Raw genomic sequence first — 18,530 nt, forward strand, 5'->3', positions numbered from 1 at the left:
GTTCCCATTCTTTCAATTTGTTCCATACATATCACGACATTGTTATAACTGTTATAATGGTAATTGTCTTTCTGAAATATAGGGTTTATTAAAGTATCCTCTTATAGGAAAAGCTTATATAGAGGAAATCAGACATGTTGAGGAAGAGGCAAGATTGATCTAAAAAGTAGGAGGTCCATTAAATGGATAATAACGATATATTAATTCGCTTGCGATATGCATTGGAAATAAAAAATAAAGAAATGGCCGAGATCTTTAAACTTGGCGGTGAGGAAGTAACTGTCCCAGAGGTAATCCAGATCCTAACAAAGTCAGATGATGAAGATGAATATGAAGATGACAATCAAATCAAATGTAATAACAATATGTTTGATTCCTTTTTAAATGGCCTGATTATTTTTAAAAGAGGAAGACAAGAACCCAAACCAGGAGAGTCTAATACACCCGAACCGGTCTCACCAAAAAGCGCAAACGTGAATAATCTTCTCTTAAAGAAGGTCAAAATAGCCCTGGCCTTAACAACAGACGATATGCTCGAAATATTTGAACTGGCAGGTATCAGGGTATCAAAAGGGGAACTCGGTGCTTTATTAAGAAAAGAAGGGCATAAGAATTATAAAGAATGCGGCGATAAATTTGCTCGGAATTTCTTAAAAGGATTAGCGCTTAAGTACAGGGGATAACGAACGATAGGTGATGAGATGATACATACCTACTTAGGGAAGACGATACGTTTTGAAATCAAGTACAAAAATAGAACTTCGATAGGAATCACGATAGATAGCTATGGAAATCTGGAAGTCCAGGCTCCGAAAGGGATACCTGACGATAGAGTGCTTCGATTATTAGAGGAAAAATGGGAGCTAATTCAGCAAAAATTGAAAGAAATGCAGGATAGGCTCGAGGGTCCACAGAAAAGGCTCTATGAGCAGGGGGAGAGTTTTCTTTATTTAGGGAACAATTATCCTGTTGAACTCCTTGAAAACAATCAGATCGAGCAGGATTATGTGGTGTTTGAAGGAGAGACGTTACGAATCTATGTGAAGAAGATGGAAGATGAGAGCGTAAAGCAAGCTCTTAAACGCTTCTATTATCAGCAGTGTAAAGCTTTAGTCGAGAAGAGTATCACCTCCTATCAAAGCTACTTTAAAACAAAACCGCGCTCTATCCGGATTACGGATAGTAAAACAACCTGGGGAACTTGTGATTCAAGGCAGCAGCTAACCTTCAATTGGAGGCTGGCCATGGCACCACGTGAGGTGGTTGACTATGTAGTCGTTCATGAAATGTGCCATATGGTCCATCTGAATCATGACCGCTCCTTTTGGCGCCTGGTTGGAAAAATCATGCCCGATTATAAGGAAAAGGAAAACTGGCTGGCAGTTTCAAATTGGAAAATGACCGTTTAGATCAAACAAGGCATCTGCATTCTGCAGGTGCTTTTTGTTTTCCTTAAAAAAACACATCTTCCTAAAGTACAGGAAGATGCATCTTCTTTAAAACCTAGCTGCCAATTAAATGCAAGCAAAAGTCTAAATCAGCTTGTAAATGATTTTTCATCAGCATTTCAGCTTTTTCCCCGTCTCTTGCCTTAATGGCCTCATAGATTTCCTCATGTTCATCGATTAAATGAGGACGGTTGTAAAATACAACCGTTTTCCGAAAAAGATAAATCGTAGATTGCATCCGATCAATGATATCAATCATAACCGGATTATTGCTGGCATGAACAATTATTTCATGAAAACGTTCATTAGCACGCATGATTTCTTCGATAGCACCTTTTCTTCCAATCTCCACACAGTTATACAAAGATTCAAGTTCATCTTCTTGGAGATACGATGCTGCACATTTTGCTGAAAAGCCCTCCAAGAGTATGCGGACTTGGAACATATTTCTCAAATCTTTTTCGGTCGGCTTCACAACCCTCTTATTCACAATAAGTCCTTCTTGTTCCAATTTCCGAATGGACTCCCTTATCGGTGTTCTACTTACACCTAATTCAGCGGCAACCTTTTCTTCAACAATTTTGGTCCCCCCGGGAAGATCTCCATTTAAAATTTTATCGCGAATAATTTCATAGGATTGATGAAAAGCAGGGCGAGAACGATCACTTCCTAACAAAGCTTTCACCTCAATATAATTTCACTAATTAAAATTATCTTACCAAATTTAAAGATAAAAAAATACCAACTTCATCTTATATCCACAATCTAGTATACACAAAATATTTTTTTGTATACAAAAACTATTAAAAATGTATACAAAATAAAAAAGTTAGTATACAATATCAAATGTAATCACTAATTGAAAGCGATTGCGTTAATTTTGAGAAAGCGCAACTAGCTTAATGTATATTAAATCAAAGGAAATAGAGGAGGAAGTAAAATGGAACGAAAAGTTGGTTTTATTGGACTTGGCATCATGGGAAAACCAATGTCATTAAACTTAATGAAGGCAGGGCACACACTGACTGTTTTTGATCTTAATCAAGAGGCGGTAAATAGTTTAGTAGAAGCTGGAGCAGCTGCAGCGGCATCACCTAAAGAAGTGGCAGAAAAAAGTGATGTCATTATTACCATGCTGCCAGCTTCTCAACACGTGAAACAAGTTGTTTCAGGTGAAAATGGCATTTTAAAAGGAGCAAAAGAAGGCTCCGTCATCATTGATATGAGTTCTATTACTCCTGAAGTATCAAGAGAACTTGCAAATGAAGCGGCAAAAAAAGGTGTAGGAATGCTCGATGCACCTGTTAGCGGCGGGGAACCAAAAGCCATTGACGGTACGTTAGCGATCATGGTTGGCGGTAAGGAAGATGTTTTTGAAAGTGTTCAATCCGTTTTTTATGGCATGGGTAAGGATGTAACCCTAGTAGGTGATAATGGCTGTGGTGTAACGGCAAAACTTGCTAATCAGATAATTGTAAACCTTAACATTGCCGCTATGTCTGAGGCACTTGTATTAGCAGCAAAGGCAGGTATTAATGTTGAAAAAATGTATCAGGCCATCAGAAGTGGTCTTGCAGGAAGTGCAGTGCTCGATGCAAAGGTACCAATGATTTTAGACCGAAACTTTGTTGCAGGCGGAAGCATTGCCATCAATATGAAAGACATTACTAATGTAATGGATACAGCCCATGAAATCGGTGTTCCATTACCGCTATCAAGCCAATTATTAGAGATTTTCCATGCGTTAAAGGTGGATGGGAAAATCAAAGACGATCATGGCAGCATTGTTAGATACTATGAAAAGCTTGCAAATGTTGAAGTAAAGAGGGTTTAAAACATGAATGAGACAAAGAGCGTATCCATAGAAATTCTTGAAACTCTTCCTGAAGTAAACCATGTCCATGTTGATCAATTGCTTAAGGAAGCATTAACGTCCTTAAATAAAAAAATAATTGTTTTGGATGATGATCCGACTGGTGTTCAAACGGTTCATGACATCTCAGTTTTTACAGATTGGTCTCTAGAAAGTATCGAACAGGGATTTAAGGAAGAACAGTCGATGTTTTTTATCTTGACCAATTCACGAGGGTTTACAGCAGAAGAAACTGAGAAGGCCCATCGGGAAATAGCGGAAAATATTCTAACGGCAGCATCGAAATTAAACCGGGAATTCATGATTATCAGCCGTGGAGATTCAACTTTAAGAGGCCACTATCCTTTAGAAACAAACGTTTTAAAGGAAACGATTGAGACTGCTTCTGATTTGAAAATGGATGGCGAAGTCATCCTGCCTTTCTTCAAAGAGGGAGGGCGCCTTACGATCAATAATATTCACTATGTTCAGTACGGTGAAGAGCTTGTACCGGCCGGCGAAACAGAATTTGCCAAGGATCGCACCTTTGGGTACACAAAGTCTGATTTAGGTGAATGGATTGAAGAGAAGTCTAATGGAGAATTTACTGCTGAAAATACATTATATATTTCACTTGAACAGCTTCGTTCATTGCAGATTGAAGAAATAACCGAACAGCTTCTTCAAGTGAACAATTTTAATAAAGTAGTAGTCAATGCTGCTGATGAGGCGGATGTAAAAATCTTTACCATTGCTTTAGTACAGGCTATCAACAGCGGCAAGAACTTCTTATTTAGGAGTGCAGCCGCTCTTCCAAAAGTTATCGGAGGAGTGAGCAGCAAACCGCTGCTTACTAGAGCAGAATTAGTGGGAGAAGAAACTGGGAATGGCGGATTAATTATTATTGGTTCCCATGTGAAAAAAACGACCGAACAGCTGGAAGAGCTTAAAAAGTTAAGTGCCATTGAATTTATTGAGTTTAATAGCCATTTAGTTTTACAGCCCGAAGCATTTCAAAAAGAATGTGACCGGGTTATTGAAACAACTGAGGATCTTATTCGTTCCGGTAAAACCGTTGCTGTTTATACCAGCAGAGAGCGTCTTGACCTTGGGGAAGACAAAAAGGAAGAAGAATTAAAACTCTCCGTTTCGATTTCAGATGCGGTGACAAGTATCGTTACGAGATTACAAGTTAGACCGGACTTTCTGATTGCAAAAGGCGGGATTACCTCCAGTGATGTTGGGACAAAAGGCTTGAAAGTGAAGAGAGCAACAGTCGCTGGGCAAATTCGCCCTGGTATCCCGGTGTGGAGAACAGGGGCTGAAAGCAAGTATCCTGGTATGGCTTATGTCATTTTCCCAGGGAACGTAGGATCCAAAACCGATTTAAAAGAGGTTGCTGAAATATTAAGCGGCAGATAAATTTTATTTTAAAAGGATGCCAATAAACATAGGATTGGCATCCCCTTAAACAAAGGAGAAGATGGAGAAAATGCCAATAGTATATATCTGCATAGGGGTAGCATTATTACTATTATTGATGGTGGTCTTTAAGTTAAACGCATTCATCTCGTTGATTGTAGTCGGATTGCTCGTAGGTATAATGGAAGGAATGTCACCAGTAGAAGCGATGACATCTATTACAACCGGTTTGGGCGGCACATTGGGAAATCTAGCTTTAGTGATTGTTTTTGGGGGTATGATTGGGAAACTGATGGCTGATTCCGGAGGTGCCCAGCGAATCTCTGTTACCTTAATCCGAGCATTTGGCAAAAAGCGAGTGCAGTTAGCAGCTGTTCTTACTGCATTTGTTGTTGGAATCGCTTTATTTTTTGAAACGGGCGTTGTTGTTTTAATCCCGTTAGTATTCACAATTGCCGCAGAAGCGGGTGTTCCCATCCTATACATTGGAATGCCGGTTATCGCAGCATTAATTACTATGCACGGCTTTGTGCCGCCGCATCCAGGGCCAACAGCGGTTGCGGGCATCTATCAAGCAAACCTTGGAAAGACATTATTATATGGGATTATCGTCGCTATTCCTGCTGTAATTATTAGCGGGCCATTATATACGAAGTTATTTAAAAAGGAAGATTTAGAAGTAGAGATTCCAAAAGGTCTCTTTACACCAAAACACTTCAAAGAAGAGGAAATGCCTGGATTTGGTATTAGTATGTTTACTGCTCTTATTCCAGTTATTCTTATTGCCTTCCAGGCTATTGTAGAAATTGTAGCACCAAAATCAGGTCTTTTACCTGCTGCTCAATTTTTAGGTAATCCTGGTATTGCGTTGTTAATTTCTGTAATCGTTGCCATCTTCACATTTGGTCTTAACCGCGGCAGAAAAATGCCGGAACTGATGAATTCACTTACAGCATCGATTAGCAGTATTGCAGTAATTTTATTGATTATCGGCGGCGGCGGTGCATTCAAACAAGTATTGATTGATAGCCATGTCGATAAATATGTTGCCCATCTAATGGAAGGATCCTCGATTTCGCCATTGATCCTAGCATGGTTAATTGCCGCAATATTACGTGTCGTTCTAGGCTCAGCTACTGTTGCAGGTATGACTGCAGCTGGTATTGCAGCACCACTCGTTGCAGCAACACATGTAAGTCCAGAGCTTATGGTTTTAGCTACAGGTGCTGGAAGTATGACGTTCTCCCATGTAAATGATGCAGGCTTCTGGATTTACAAAGAATTCTTTAACCTTTCCATTGGTAAAACAATTAAGACCTGGTCTGTTATGGTTACGATTGCTTCATTGGTCGGACTCGCAGGAGTGTTAATCATAAATCTTTTTCTCTAAAGATTTTTTACGGTATTCAGTGGAAAAATAGGATCAGAAAAAAGAGTAATCTATTACCTTCTTTTCAGGAGGAAGGAATAGTTACTCTTTTTTACATATGTGAATGGTAGCTTCATACCACGTGCTTATTCAAATTTTTTCAATACAATCGCTGAATTATGACCGCCAAAACCAAATGAATTCGATATACCGATAGACAATGGGATTCTCCTAGCACCCTCTGCAACATAATCTAAATCACAATCAGGATCTCGATTTTCTAGATTGATCGTTGGAGGCACGATCCCTTGCTGGAGGCTTTTCACAAGAGCAATTGCCTCCGCACCACCAGCAGCACCAAGCATGTGGCCAAGCATCGATTTATTGGCGGTAACGGGTATTTTATAGGCATAATCTCCAAACAGCCTCTTTATCGCCATCGTCTCCGAAAGATCACCCAGCTGTGTACTCGTTGCGTGGGCACTGATCACATCGACCTCATCAATCGATAGATTGGCCTTTAGTAAGGCATTTCGCATCGCTAGATAGGCACCTTTTCCTTCAGGGTGTGTGGCCACCATATGATGAGCATCAGAACTGGCACCATACCCGATTACTTCACAAAAGATCGGTGCGTTTCTTTGAACGGCATGTTCAAATGATTCTAACACTAAAATTCCGGCACCTTCACTCATGACAAAACCATCTCGATTCGCATCAAACGGTCTGCTTGCCAGTGCGGGATCCTCATTTCTGGTGGATAATGCTTTTGCATTACCGAAACTTGCCAGGGATAAATTGGTGATGGCTGCTTCCGTTCCACCCGCAAAAATAACATCTGCATCACCATAGCGAATGGTATTAAAGGCTTCACCAATCGCTGTATTACCAATAGAACATGCGGTTACTGGTGATAAGGATGGACCATGTGCACCAAATTTAATACTGATTTGAGCTGCCGCGGCGTTGGTAATCATCATCGGGACTAAATTAGGACTTACTCTTCCAGGACCTCGTTCGTTTAGCAGATTCACATTATCAACAAAGGTTTGGATACCTCCAATTCCGGAACCAACATAAACGCCAAGACGTTCACGATCAATTTTTTCGAGTTGTAATTCAGAAGTTTCTAGTGCTTGCTCGGCTGCGGCTAAAGCAAACTGGGCAAAGCGATCCAATCGTTTGGCTTCCTTTATCCCCCACCGTCCCTCTGCATCTAGGTTACGAACAACACCAGCTATCTTTGTTTTAGAATTAGATACATCAAAGCTATCAATGGTAGAAATTCCTGATGTTCCTTCCACTAAATTACCCCAAAATGTATCAAGATCATTGCCAAGCGGTGAGATAATTCCCATTCCTGTTATAACTACTCTTTTCATCGTGATTCCTCCTGCCTTCATTTCTATTCATTTTAACTCATTTATATCCTATTACAAGTTGTTGTTTATCATAGTATAATGAATACCATGATAGGAGGAGATGTTATGAATCCTGAAACTAGACTGCAAGCATTATCAGAGTTTCTAAAAGCCAAGCGTTCCAAATTGAATCCTCAAATGGTCGGACTTCCAGCTGGTACACGAAGGAGGACACCGGGTCTCAGAAGAGAGGAAGTTGCTCAATTAGCAGGTGTAAGTACCACTTGGTATACATGGTTAGAGCAGGGAAGGGAAATTAAAGTATCAACTTCCGTTTTAGATGCTATTTCAGATGCATTGCAATTAAATAAAGATGAAAAAAAGTACTTATATGCATTGGCCTTGGAAGAGGGAGTAGATCCTGTCTCCTCCAATATAGAAGAAACAAAAATTAGTCCATCCTTGAAAAAAATACTTCAGGAACTCCAGTACTGCCCAACGATAATTACTGATCGGCGCTTGTTTATTGTTGGCTGGAATCTGGCCGCTGCAAATGTTTTTTTAGATTTTGACCAGATTCCAATTGAGGAAAGGAATCTTATTCAATTATTGTTTTCAAGAAAGGAATTTCGGAGTCTAGCAGTTAATTGGGAGCATTTTGTGAAAGGGTTTCTTGCTATTTTTCGCACCTATTACGGGCAATATGTAGCCGATAAGTGGTATAAACAATTTATTGAGGACTTGGAACAGGCTTATCCCGACTTTCGCCTTTTATGGCATGAAGGTGAAGTGAGTTCAGCTCCGGAAATGCAAATTGAATTTCGTCATGCTAAGGCGGGAAAAATGATTTTTAATTTAACTTCTTTACAAGTACAGGGAAATAATGACTTAAGATGCAGTGTCTATACACCAGCTGAAGATACCGGAACAGAATCTAAGTTAAAGCGATTAATTAAACATCAAAATAATCATCAATAGACAACCACTCACCCGCGGTCATGTAGAGCTATCGGGAAGACAGGAATAAAAGAAGGCAGCTAACCGATTTTTCGGAGCTGCCTTCTTTCTTTATGAAAATAGCTGGTGTTGTTTTAAAAATTCATCATCGCAAGATTTTGATCGCTGCCCTCATAAAATTCCTTAATGGCCCGGTCTGTGTAAACCCAGCCCTTCCAGCCAATATGAATAGTATCCTTCATGAAATAAGGATCATATTCATGATCAGAAAAATCGGCAACTTGAAAACCATCTGCTTCAATTTGCTGTTTAATTCTAGAATAATAGGCTGCACGGCCTTCTTTAGGGAACCCAGTATAATCATAATAATGACCATTGACCGGAACAGAGATAAACAATGGCTTTGCACCCGATTGCTTTAAAACATCGAGGACAAGCTGAAAGTCTCCGTATTCTTTTGATTCACCGTATGAGCGCTTCAAATCTTTGTTTTTTAAAGACGGCAGGAAACCTTTAATTTTATTATATTGCGAGTTACTGATATAAAAATGATTGTTCGTTGCCCGCTTCGCACCATAATGTTCCGCTTCTTGCGCCAATTGGTCCCATGATTTATTTCTGACCTTAGGGGTTAGGTCTCGATGACGGGAGAACCAGCCTGCCAATGAGTAATATAAGTCCTTTTTGGCTAGTAAATGCCGGTAGACAACCGCGGCGGGGCGAAGTGCGCTTGCTTCCCGTTTTATCCACGGATCATTTGTAATCTCAGCCTTATATAGAGTTGAGAGAATGGGGTCATTTTTCACAGATGAATAGGTTAAGAGACGCTTAATCGCCCTTTTCTTCACCTCTGGATCAACCTGTTTATTAAACGCAAAATCATACCCCTGCAACGAAGAATAATTAGGAACAAAATGTGATTCATCGGCACCTTGTGGATTAAACCATTGCGGTGACAACACAAATACGATTTTCTTATCCTTTAACTGATCCATATGCTCGGAAAAATTTAAAAAATGAATCAGTGATTCGGTTCCGCCTCGGCCAACAAGAAATGGCGTGAAGCCTTCATGGACTTCTTGAAAGTAATTAGACGGATGAAACCGATCCAGCCTTGCCAGTTCTGAAGATCCATAGATGGGCAGATAACGGTCGTCCTCGAGCATTTTTTGCTGGATATACTTTCCTTGAAACATGACGGGATTTAATTCCGTTGCCGCCTGGCTAATTCGGTTTTTCGGAATCAGGCTTTCAATCCAGCGATCTGGAATGATTACCAGGATAAACAAAACCAAGAAAGCTAAAAAAAGCGGGATGAAAACGGGCTTCTTCATCTCAAATCAGCCAACTGAATGGCGATGTTATTGGGAGTATTCCAAGTATCCCGGTCAAATTCAGTAATCGGGACAAGGATGCCAAAGCGCTCTTCAACTTGAACTAATAGCTCCACTGTTCCGAATGAGTCTAATAGTGCCTCATCAAATAAATGAATATCTGGATTATCTTTTATAACCTCATCTTGACAAATTTCTGCTAGTAACTCAATCACTTGATCTTTAAATTCCATCGAAATCATACTCCTTTTTGAATAAAATGTCCTGAAAATAGATAAAATCCAAAGCAAATAAAGTGGAAGGTAATCACAATACTAATGATCCGTGTGAATCTAGTTTGCGGCCACCATTTATGCTTTTTGTTAAACTGCTCGAAGGTGTTGTAGCAGACCATCAGAAGGGCATGATAGATTCCATAGAGAATATATTGAATTTCTAGACCATGCCAAACCCCCATTAACAGAAATAATAACACATAACCGAGGTTGGAGATGATGTTTCTGTTTTTAGTCCACTTCTTTTTCGTCATCCAAAAAACAAACCGCATGTAGACATAATCACGAAACCAGAAGGAAAGGCTCATATGCCAGCGATTCCAGAAATCTTTTATATTGCGGCTGATAAACGGCAGATTGAAATTTTCCGGTGATTTGATTCCCATAATATAGCTGATACCGATGGCAAAAGCGCTGTAGCCGGCAAAATCGAAAAATAAATAAAAGCTATATCCATACATATAAAAGAGCTGGCTTTGAAAATGATTTACCGCTATAAATCTTAAGTTGGCAATGAAAAAATGATTAATAGAATAGCCGATGATATATTTATATAAAAATCCACGGAATAGCTTGTTGACCCCGTCATATAAAAGCTGCTTATACTGCTCGCCCGTTAGTTCTGCTTTTAAATCCTTGTCAAACCGCCGGTAACGGTCGATCGGGCCTGATGAAATAGTCGGGAAAAACAAGATGAAATACAGTAAACGAGCAAGAGGAAGCCTTTGTTTGATTAATCCGTCCCTTGTCTCCATAATCAATTGGGTTCCCTTAAAGGTTAAATAGGAAATCCCCAAAAAGGCCATCCAATTGGGCTCTGCAAAATACGGGAGCAATTTATAGACAGCTAATGGAAGAATCGATGCCATCACTGCTAATGAAAAAATCCAGCCGCTGTTTGCCCGTTTTCTATAGGCTATATATCCTTCAATTAATAGAACCTGCCAGATGGTAAACAGAATCAATGCAAGAGCACTTGCCGGCTTAGAAGCAAAAATAATGGCTAAGACGATAACAGTCACAATCATATTGTAAGTTTGAAATCTTTTTCCTTGTAAGCCAAGGATGACCGTTGGTGCTAGTAAAATCACTAGGATGAAAAAGAATGTAAAAGAACTATATGGAATCATTGCAATACCTTTTCGCGAATTTGCCTGCGATCCACTTTTCCGTTAGGTGTGATCGGCAGTTCCTTATGATAAGAAAACTTCCGTGGAATCATATAGGCGGGCAGTACTAACCCTAGTTCTTTTTTTATCGCACCCGTTAGCTGATATTCTTTTTCAAAAGGATGTTCCGCTGGAATGATCAAGACGGAAAGGTATTCAATTTTATCATCTTGATAGATAGGAACAACAACGGCTGATTTCACATAGTTCGATTTGGCAATATGATATTCGATTTCTTCGAGTTCCATCCGATAGCCATGTAATTTGATTTGAAAGTCTAATCTGCCTTTATAAAAAAGTAAACCCTTCTGGTTGAAGCCAGCATCACCCGTTCTGTATGCCTGCTGTCCATTATAGGTAAAAAAGGCTTTATTTGTTAGTTCTGGCTGTCCTAAATAGCCTTTACTTACACTCGGCCCAACAATGATCATTTCTCCTTGTTGCCCTTCAGATACAGGTTCATTCTCTTCATTTAATAGGATGATTTGCGTATCTGCTTTTGGGATGCCGATTGGAAGAGTTTGATAATCCTCTATTACTTCATCTGTTATTTCTAAAAAGGTGACTGCGACAGTTGCCTCCGTCGGACCATAGGTATTAAAAATCGCTGCTTCAGGAAAACGTTCCCGCAGCTGCCTGCAGACTGAAACAGGAAGAATTTCGCCGCAGAAGAGGAAGACTGATAATTTCGGAAGCAGGTCGCTGTTAAATGATGGATCCATTAAACACATTTGGACAAACGATGGTGTAGAGGTCCATACCTGTGTTTCGGATTTCTCTAATTCTTCAAATAAGAGTCTTGGCTTAGCGACCATTTCTTTTGTAATCGCGATTAAGGTTCCACCACTTGCTAAACAAGGGTAGAGATCCATGACTGACAGATCAAAGGAAAACGGAGCTTGGTTTAAAAAACGCAGCCCTCCTTTAATAGGGAAATCTTCTACCATCCAATCCACAAAGCTTTGCAGATTTGCAGCAGATATTTGAACACCTTTGGGATTCCCTGTGCTCCCTGATGTATAAATAATATAGAAATTTTCATGGCCTTTAACCCATGTTGATGAATCAATGGTTTTAGGCTCCTGCTTCCGCATTTCTTCCAGGTTCACCATTCTAATAGAGGAATGGTCGATCGGAAGGGGAAGACCCGCTGCATTTATCAATAATTCCGGATTAGCACTCGTTATTATTCTTTCAACACGTTCGAGTGGGATGGATGTATCTACAGGTATATAGGGATGACCAGCTTTTACACTGCCAAGAAAGGAGATTAGCATTTCTGGTTCCATATGTCCGTAAATCAAAATAGGTGATTGTTTTTTTAAATTCTGTGCTAGAATGAAGGCGGCAACTTGGTCCGATTTCTTCCAAAGTTCACCGTAAGTGATCTGTTTAGCTGGAGAGATAAAGACCAATTGATCTGGTTGCAACCTAGCCTTGTTGTCAATGGCTTGTAATAATTCCATTTTAAAATCCCCCCGAAATTAAAAATCATTGTAAATATACGAACCTGCACTTGCATCATTAAATCCGTACATAAAAAAAAGTAACAGAAGAATGAGCAGGTAATAGATAAACCGGCTGGTCCATCTCACTTTCTCCTGGTTAAGGAAACCTTTTATTTTTTGCAGCATCATGCTTCCCCCGCAGTAATCTCTTTTTAACAATATTATCATAAGCCGCATTCGAACTCTTTGCATTAAGATTTAATGAAAAGGAAATTAATTTTTAATTTATTTCTATTGGGATTGGTGCCTGACACCAAGTTTTTGAATTTTGTGTGACAGAGGAGTAAAGTGGAGGTGGGAAAATAGAAGGGAAGAGGGTTTTACCGTTGGAGAAACTGCAACAAGGAACGACTGCGTTTCGAAAGGCAAATTTTGCACTCTTTGCTGGAGGGTTTATTACCTTTTCGATACTTTATGATGTCCAGCCTTTATTGCCAATCTTTACAAAAGAATTTGGTGTCACGGCGGCCACTGGGAGTCTGACCTTATCGGTAACCACGTTTACGCTGGCCATTTCAATGTTATTTATTAGTTCATTATCCGAGGCGTGGGGACGTAAATCGATTATGTCGATTTCGTTACTTCTATCTTCATTAATCGTACTATTTACTGCCTTTAGTCCGACTTTTAGTTCGCTGCTCGGATTTCGTATTCTGCAAGGAATGGTGCTCGCAGGACTTCCGGCAATTGCGATGGCCTACCTGGGTGAAGAGGTCGAACCTAGGAGTCTTGGAATTGCGATGGGCATCTACATCAGTGGGAATTCCATTGGCGGCATGGCAGGCAGAATAATTACCGGATCCATTACCGATCTATACTCTTGGCGCATCGCCATGGGGAGTATTGGAATCATCAGTTTAATCCTCAGCATATGGTTTTGGTTTCACCTGCCAAACTCTCGTCACTTTACACCTAAACCACTAAAGCTAAAAGCACTAAGTAAATCACTGCTTGGGCATTTAAAGGATCCAGCTCTTTTGTGTTTGTTTTGCATCGCTTTTATTTTAATGGGAAGCTTTGTGACTTTGTATAATTATATCGGCTTTGAACTGCTGGCACCTCCCTATCACTTAAGCCAAACCATTGTGGGCTGGATTTTTATCGTCTATCTGACTGGAACATTTAGTTCAACATGGATGGGGCGTCTTTCTGATACCTTAGGACGACAGAAGGTATTATGGATCGGTCTTGTCATTATGGTTACCGGATCATTATTGACTCTGTTTGCACTGTTAGTATTAAAAATAATCGGGATTGCGGTCTTTACGTTTGGCTTTTTTGGAGCACATTCAATTGCCTCAAGCTGGGTGGGCAGACGGGCGCGCACGGCCAAAGCTCAAGCCTCATCGCTTTATTTATTTTTCTACTACTCTGGTTCGAGCATTGCCGGTACTGCGGGGGGATTTTTCTGGTCTAAATTTGGCTGGGAAGGGGTTATTAGCTTTATGGTTTGTTTACTTCTACTCGCCTTTCCATTATCACTTAAACTCTCTTCCATAAAACCATTGCAGGCAGCAAATTAAGTGTCTTTCTAAATTCATTTAAAAGTGGGTGTCCCAAAAGTATATTTTGAGGGCACTCACTTTTTTATACATTAAACTAGTCTGTTGATTTCCGCTCCAGGCGCGAGCGGTTCGCGGGCGGTACGGGGAGCCTCCTCGTCGCTTCGCTCCAATCAACAGAGTGTGAAAAAATAATACCTCAACAACTTTTTGGGTCAGCCTCTTTTTTCACTTTGAAACATAACTATTTTGCGGCTTTTTAAAAATGGTAAAGTCTAATTTTAAAAAATATGAGTATGATTTTAAAAGAAAGGGAGGGGATCACGAAAATGGTGAAATCTATTGGGATTTTGGGTGTCGGCCAGGCAGGCGGAAATATTGCAGAAATTGCTGCCTCTATGGGCTTCCAAGCCGCCCTGATCAATACAAATCAAAGAGACGGTACCGTCAATACAAGGGTCGAAAAGAAATACTTTGTCCCAGGGTACAGCGGGGCCGGTCAGGATCGGTCGATTGGGTTAAAGGCGGTGAATGAGAATTACCGGGAACTAATCGACTTTATCAAAAAGTCCTTCAAGAATATTAAACTGTTATTAGTAGCCTTCTCTACAGATGGGGGGACAGGTTCGGGAATGAGCCCGCTCCTAATGGATATCTTATTAGACCAGCTGCCAGGGGTCAACATCGGAGCGGTCGCAGTGGTCCCGGACCGTAATGCACTGGCAGGAAACCGAATCAATGCCGCAGCCTGTCTTGAGGAGATTTCCAGAATTGAGTCCTTATCCTCCGTATTCCTTGTTGATAATGATCAATTACGGAAGCTCAATCCTCAATCAAGTAAACATCAGATCTACCTTTCTTCCAATCATCAAGTCATCGAGGCCATAAATAATGTGCTGCAAGTAACAAGAAAGAGCTCCTTTTTTGGGAATTTTGATGAAACGGATTTAATGAATATCCTCGGAACAAGAGGAGTAACCATCATCTCGTCAACCACCATCACGGACGCTAAGACAACCGCTGATGTCACCAGTAAAATTCAGCAATCGTGGGTAAACTCGATTTTCTGCCCAGTTGAATCGACAGGCGTCATCCGTGCTGGCTTAATTTATGAAGGTCCTGAAAGTATGGCGAAACTAATCAATGTTCCATCGATTTTTGAGAGGGTTGGAGAACCACTTGAGTTGTTTGAAGGAACCTATATTTCGGAATCAGACCCGACGATAACAACCGTTTTGGCAGGGCTGGCATTTCCGGCCCGCCGTATGAAGGCTCTTGAAGATCATCTTGAAAAAAATAAAGATCGGCTGCAGCACTTGGTGAATAAGGAATATTCCCAGCATTATGAGTCGCAGGTTTCCTGGGCCTCTAACTTAAAAGCCCGGCCGCAGGAGAGGAAAGCAGGGAACATTACATCCAAATTATCCAAATATCAAAGGTAAAATGAAGGGTCAGTCTCTATCTCCGAGGCAGGCCCTTTTCTAATGGGTAATGCTCCCATTATTAGGGTATAATAAAGGGGGAAAGTGTGTAGTAAGGCGAAAAACTAGAGGGTAAAGCAATTTATACGCTAAAATAAATCCAGGCAACGTGTTAGGAAACAGCTGCTGTTTTTTGGAAAAAGGAGAAATGAACGATGTGGGAAGAAGTGGTATCAAACTTTGCCTCAATGCTGAATTGGCATATGTGGGCAGATGTATTGTCCTCACCAAAGGCGTGGGGATTAATTTTATCGTTAGCGGTATTGGAATGTATCTTATCAGCTGATAATGCTTTGGTTTTATCCGCTTTTGTGAAACCATTACCAAAGCAGCAACAAAAAAAGGCCTTAGTATACGGACTATGGGGAGCTTATTTATTCCGGTTTATTTTTATCGGACTTGGGACGTTTTTAATCAAACTATGGTTTATTAAGTTAATTGGTGCGCTCTATTTACTGTGGCTTTCCGTTAAGTTCTTTATGGACAAGTTGAAAAGTAAAGAAGGGGAAGACGAGGAGGATGTGCGGGAGCCGAAGGGCTGGCTGACCCAAACGTTTGGTGTTTTTTGGGCAACAGTTATTAGCGTGGAACTAATGGACTTAGCCTTTTCGGTGGACAGTATCCTGACTGCACTTGCCGTTTCCGATGAAGTTTGGGTTGTCTTACTTGGCGGTATGATCGGGATTCTTTTGATGCGGGGAGTAGCGACCTTCTTCATCAGTTTAATGAACAGGGTACCGGAGCTCGAAACGACGGCGTATTTCTTAATTTTGTTTATTGCCGTTAAAATGGGGCTTACCCTTGTTGATATTGAGATACCAAATGAAATTTTTATCATCGTGATGGTGGTTGCCTTTGTGATTACGTTTATTGTGCATGGGATCCGGAAAAACAGGACAGAAAGAGTATCACATTAAAACACATGGCCGCTATTGACATTATTGTAAGCAAAACTCAATATGAATATAGAAGCAGAAGAATACATCAATGGTTCTTCTGCTTTTTTTAATGTACCATGAACATTATAGATGCTAGATTAATAGGGGATAATAAAATGTTAAGTTTATTTCATTTGAACATATCAGAGTGGATATGGTTAATTGTTGCGGCTGTTTTAATTGGTTTTTCAAAAACGGGCATAAACGGGTTTTCAATGCCGGTCATCCCAATCATTGCCTTAATTTTTGGAGGGAAAGAGTCGACCGGGACCATCTTACCCTTATTAATTTTGGCTGATCTTTTTGCCATCTATTATTATAATCGTCATGCCGACTGGAAAAATATTAAGCAATTAATTCCATGGGTGGCAGCGGGGCTATTATTAGGGCTGTTCGTTGGTGAGTATACGAATGACGAACAATTTAAGATGATTATTTCTATTTGTGTCATCGGTTGCTTATTTATTTTGATTTATATGGAGAAAAAGGGTGAGGAAGCTAAAGTCCCCAAAGGAAAGTGGTTTTATGCCTTAACGGGAATTCTTAGTGGTTTTGCCTCAATGATTGGCAATGCGACGGGACCTATCTTCAGTGTTTTTTTATTAGCAAAAGGGTTTAAAAAAGCAGAATTTCTGGGCACAACAGCATGGTTTTTCTTCCTCGTCAATGTATCAAAGGTACCGATGCAAATTTTGGCGTGGCATAACATCCATTTAAAAACGCTTTTATTGGCTGTGATATTGATACCAGCTATTGCGGTCGGTGCGATTCTCGGGGCTTTCATAATTAAAAAAATTAATGAAAAGCCTTTTCGAATTATTATCATCGTGGTTACAGCCGTATCAGCTATAAAATTATTAATTTAACAAAAGATAAAGGACTAAGGCAATTCCTAGTCCTTTATCTATAATTGAAATACTTCATACTACTAACAAACTTTTTAGGAGAGAGACATTGTGGCTAAATTCGGTGTAATTGGACTCGGAGATATTGCGCAAAAGGCATATTTGCCGGTCTACAGCAAAATGAAGGATCAAGAATTTCACCTTTTTACACGTAATCAGGAAAAGCTAACGGCCATTGGCAGCCAATATCGGTTTGAGCATCTTCATTCTTCACTAGAATCCTTACTAGGCAGTGGAATCGCCGGGGCATTTGTCCATTCCTCGACTGCTTCTCACGAAGAAATAGTGGAGCTATTACTACAACATAACATCCATGTGTTTGTCGATAAGCCGATGACAGACCAGTTTGAAAGTGCTGCAAGACTGGTCGAATTAGCTGAAAAGAAGAATCTTATTTTAATGACAGGGTTCAATCGAAGATTCGCACCCTCCTACCAGCAGCTAAAGCAGGTAGCCAATCCGAATATGGTTATCGTCCAGAAGCACCGAAAGGCACTTCCAGGGGAGCCGAGGAGCTTTATCTATGACGATTTCATCCATGTGGTGGATACCATGAGATATTTATTTCCGCACCCGATTGACGAGTTAATTGTTAATGGCAGAATGGCGGAGGACACCCTTTACCATGTGATTGTTCAGTTTAGATCGGGCGGCGCATCAGCCATTGGAATCATGAACCGGGACAATGGCACAAATGAAGAAATCGCTGAGGTAATGGGGCCTCTGGAGAAACGCAGTGTTTATAATGTTTCAAAATTGGTTGTTTCAAAAGGAATGGAGACGATCGAGGTGCGGGGCAATGACTGGGAGCCGACCCTTGGGAAACGTGGGTTTGAGCAGATGGTTGCGGATTTTGTAAAAGCAGTTACCACGGGTTCAAAGGTAAGCATATCGGCAAGCGATGCGCTAGAAACTCATGAGATCTGTGAAAAAATCCTTTCCAAGTTAGGAAGGGATCAGTAATAACTTTTTAGCATGGAGGTAACATGAAAGGCCGCTAAGGCTTTTT

At 40.4% G+C, this 18,530-nt stretch carries 18 protein-coding genes; 11 read left to right on the forward strand and 7 right to left on the reverse strand.

Going from position 1 to position 18,530, the window contains the following annotated elements:
- Window positions 1–182 precede the first annotated feature (182 nt).
- Both L1999_RS02430 and L1999_RS02435 read left to right on the forward strand, forming a co-directional pair.
- Window positions 183–683 (forward strand): YehS family protein, encoded by a 501-nt coding sequence (locus L1999_RS02430; RefSeq protein WP_235742071.1) that lies wholly within the window; start codon window positions 183–185, stop codon window positions 681–683.
- Between the two features lie 18 nt (window positions 684–701).
- Window positions 702–1,409 carry a M48 family metallopeptidase gene (locus tag L1999_RS02435; protein WP_235742072.1) on the forward strand — a complete coding sequence of 236 codons (708 nt, stop codon included), beginning with the start codon at window positions 702–704 and terminating at the stop codon, window positions 1,407–1,409.
- A gap of 94 nt (window positions 1,410–1,503) precedes the next feature.
- On the opposite strand, the gene L1999_RS02440 is transcribed toward L1999_RS02435, so the two are convergent.
- Complete coding sequence (locus tag L1999_RS02440; protein ID WP_235742073.1) at window positions 1,504–2,124, reverse strand: GntR family transcriptional regulator; 621 nt, start codon at window positions 2,122–2,124, stop codon at window positions 1,504–1,506.
- Window positions 2,125–2,388: 264 nt separating this feature from the next.
- On the opposite strand from L1999_RS02440, the gene garR reads away from it, so the two are divergent.
- The 3 genes from garR (at window position 2,389) to L1999_RS02455 (ending at window position 6,112) form a co-directional block, all read left to right on the forward strand.
- Window positions 2,389–3,282 (forward strand): 2-hydroxy-3-oxopropionate reductase, encoded by an 894-nt coding sequence (gene garR, locus L1999_RS02445; RefSeq protein ID WP_235742074.1) that lies wholly within the window; start codon window positions 2,389–2,391, stop codon window positions 3,280–3,282.
- A 3-nt stretch (window positions 3,283–3,285) separates the two neighbouring features.
- Window positions 3,286–4,722: a four-carbon acid sugar kinase family protein gene (locus L1999_RS02450; protein ID WP_235742075.1), complete on the forward strand. Its 1,437-nt coding sequence runs from the start codon at window positions 3,286–3,288 to the stop codon at window positions 4,720–4,722.
- A gap of 70 nt (window positions 4,723–4,792) precedes the next feature.
- Complete coding sequence (locus L1999_RS02455) at window positions 4,793–6,112, forward strand: gluconate:H+ symporter (protein ID WP_235742076.1); 1,320 nt, start codon at window positions 4,793–4,795, stop codon at window positions 6,110–6,112.
- Window positions 6,113–6,237: 125 nt separating this feature from the next.
- Here the strand turns inward: L1999_RS02455 and fabF are convergent, their stop codons facing one another.
- Entirely contained in the window at window positions 6,238–7,473 is a 1,236-nt protein-coding gene (gene fabF / locus L1999_RS02460) for a beta-ketoacyl-ACP synthase II (protein ID WP_235742077.1), read from the reverse strand.
- A gap of 105 nt (window positions 7,474–7,578) precedes the next feature.
- On the opposite strand from fabF, the gene L1999_RS02465 reads away from it, so the two are divergent.
- Window positions 7,579–8,430, forward strand: a complete 852-nt coding sequence (locus L1999_RS02465; RefSeq protein ID WP_235742078.1) for a helix-turn-helix transcriptional regulator — start codon at window positions 7,579–7,581, stop codon at window positions 8,428–8,430.
- A 113-nt stretch (window positions 8,431–8,543) separates the two neighbouring features.
- Here L1999_RS02465 and dltD read toward each other — a convergent pair whose 3' ends face one another.
- The 5 genes from dltD to dltX are packed head-to-tail and all read right to left on the reverse strand — an operon-like array spanning window position 8,544 to window position 12,821.
- A complete protein-coding gene (gene dltD / locus L1999_RS02470; protein ID WP_235742079.1) occupies window positions 8,544–9,743 on the reverse strand; it encodes a D-alanyl-lipoteichoic acid biosynthesis protein DltD in 1,200 nt (399 codons plus the stop codon).
- Window positions 9,740–9,976 (reverse strand): D-alanine--poly(phosphoribitol) ligase subunit 2, encoded by a 237-nt coding sequence (gene dltC, locus L1999_RS02475; RefSeq protein ID WP_215045256.1) that lies wholly within the window; start codon window positions 9,974–9,976, stop codon window positions 9,740–9,742. The genes dltD and dltC overlap by 4 nt, the downstream gene beginning before the upstream one ends.
- 5 nt (window positions 9,977–9,981) lie before the next feature.
- The gene (dltB, locus tag L1999_RS02480; protein WP_235742080.1) at window positions 9,982–11,148 is read right to left on the reverse strand and encodes a D-alanyl-lipoteichoic acid biosynthesis protein DltB; all 1,167 of its coding nucleotides are present in this window, start codon (window positions 11,146–11,148) and stop codon (window positions 9,982–9,984) included.
- Complete coding sequence (dltA, locus tag L1999_RS02485; protein WP_235742081.1) at window positions 11,145–12,653, reverse strand: D-alanine--poly(phosphoribitol) ligase subunit DltA; 1,509 nt, start codon at window positions 12,651–12,653, stop codon at window positions 11,145–11,147. Before dltA ends, dltB begins: the two co-directional genes overlap by 4 nt.
- 18 nt (window positions 12,654–12,671) lie before the next feature.
- Window positions 12,672–12,821 carry a teichoic acid D-Ala incorporation-associated protein DltX gene (dltX, locus tag L1999_RS02490; protein WP_235744222.1) on the reverse strand — a complete coding sequence of 50 codons (150 nt, stop codon included), beginning with the start codon at window positions 12,819–12,821 and terminating at the stop codon, window positions 12,672–12,674.
- Window positions 12,822–13,021: 200 nt separating this feature from the next.
- On the opposite strand from dltX, the gene L1999_RS02495 reads away from it, so the two are divergent.
- The 5 genes from L1999_RS02495 to L1999_RS02515 all read left to right on the forward strand — a co-directional run bounded on the left by L1999_RS02495 (window position 13,022) and on the right by L1999_RS02515 (window position 18,484).
- A complete protein-coding gene (locus L1999_RS02495) occupies window positions 13,022–14,218 on the forward strand; it encodes an MFS transporter (protein WP_235742082.1) in 1,197 nt (398 codons plus the stop codon).
- 308 nt (window positions 14,219–14,526) lie between these two features.
- On the forward strand, window positions 14,527–15,639 hold the full coding sequence (locus L1999_RS02500) for an FtsZ/tubulin family protein (RefSeq protein WP_235742083.1): 1,113 nt from the start codon (window positions 14,527–14,529) through the stop codon (window positions 15,637–15,639).
- Between the two features lie 194 nt (window positions 15,640–15,833).
- On the forward strand, window positions 15,834–16,595 hold the full coding sequence (locus L1999_RS02505) for a TerC family protein (protein WP_235742084.1): 762 nt from the start codon (window positions 15,834–15,836) through the stop codon (window positions 16,593–16,595).
- Between the two features lie 137 nt (window positions 16,596–16,732).
- On the forward strand, window positions 16,733–17,482 hold the full coding sequence (locus L1999_RS02510) for a sulfite exporter TauE/SafE family protein (RefSeq protein ID WP_235742085.1): 750 nt from the start codon (window positions 16,733–16,735) through the stop codon (window positions 17,480–17,482).
- Between the two features lie 90 nt (window positions 17,483–17,572).
- A complete protein-coding gene (locus tag L1999_RS02515; protein WP_235742086.1) occupies window positions 17,573–18,484 on the forward strand; it encodes a Gfo/Idh/MocA family protein in 912 nt (303 codons plus the stop codon).
- Window positions 18,485–18,530 lie beyond the last annotated feature (46 nt).

The organism is Neobacillus drentensis (assembly GCF_021560175.1).
Classification (GTDB): domain Bacteria; phylum Bacillota; class Bacilli; order Bacillales; family Cytobacillaceae; genus Neobacillus; species Neobacillus drentensis_A.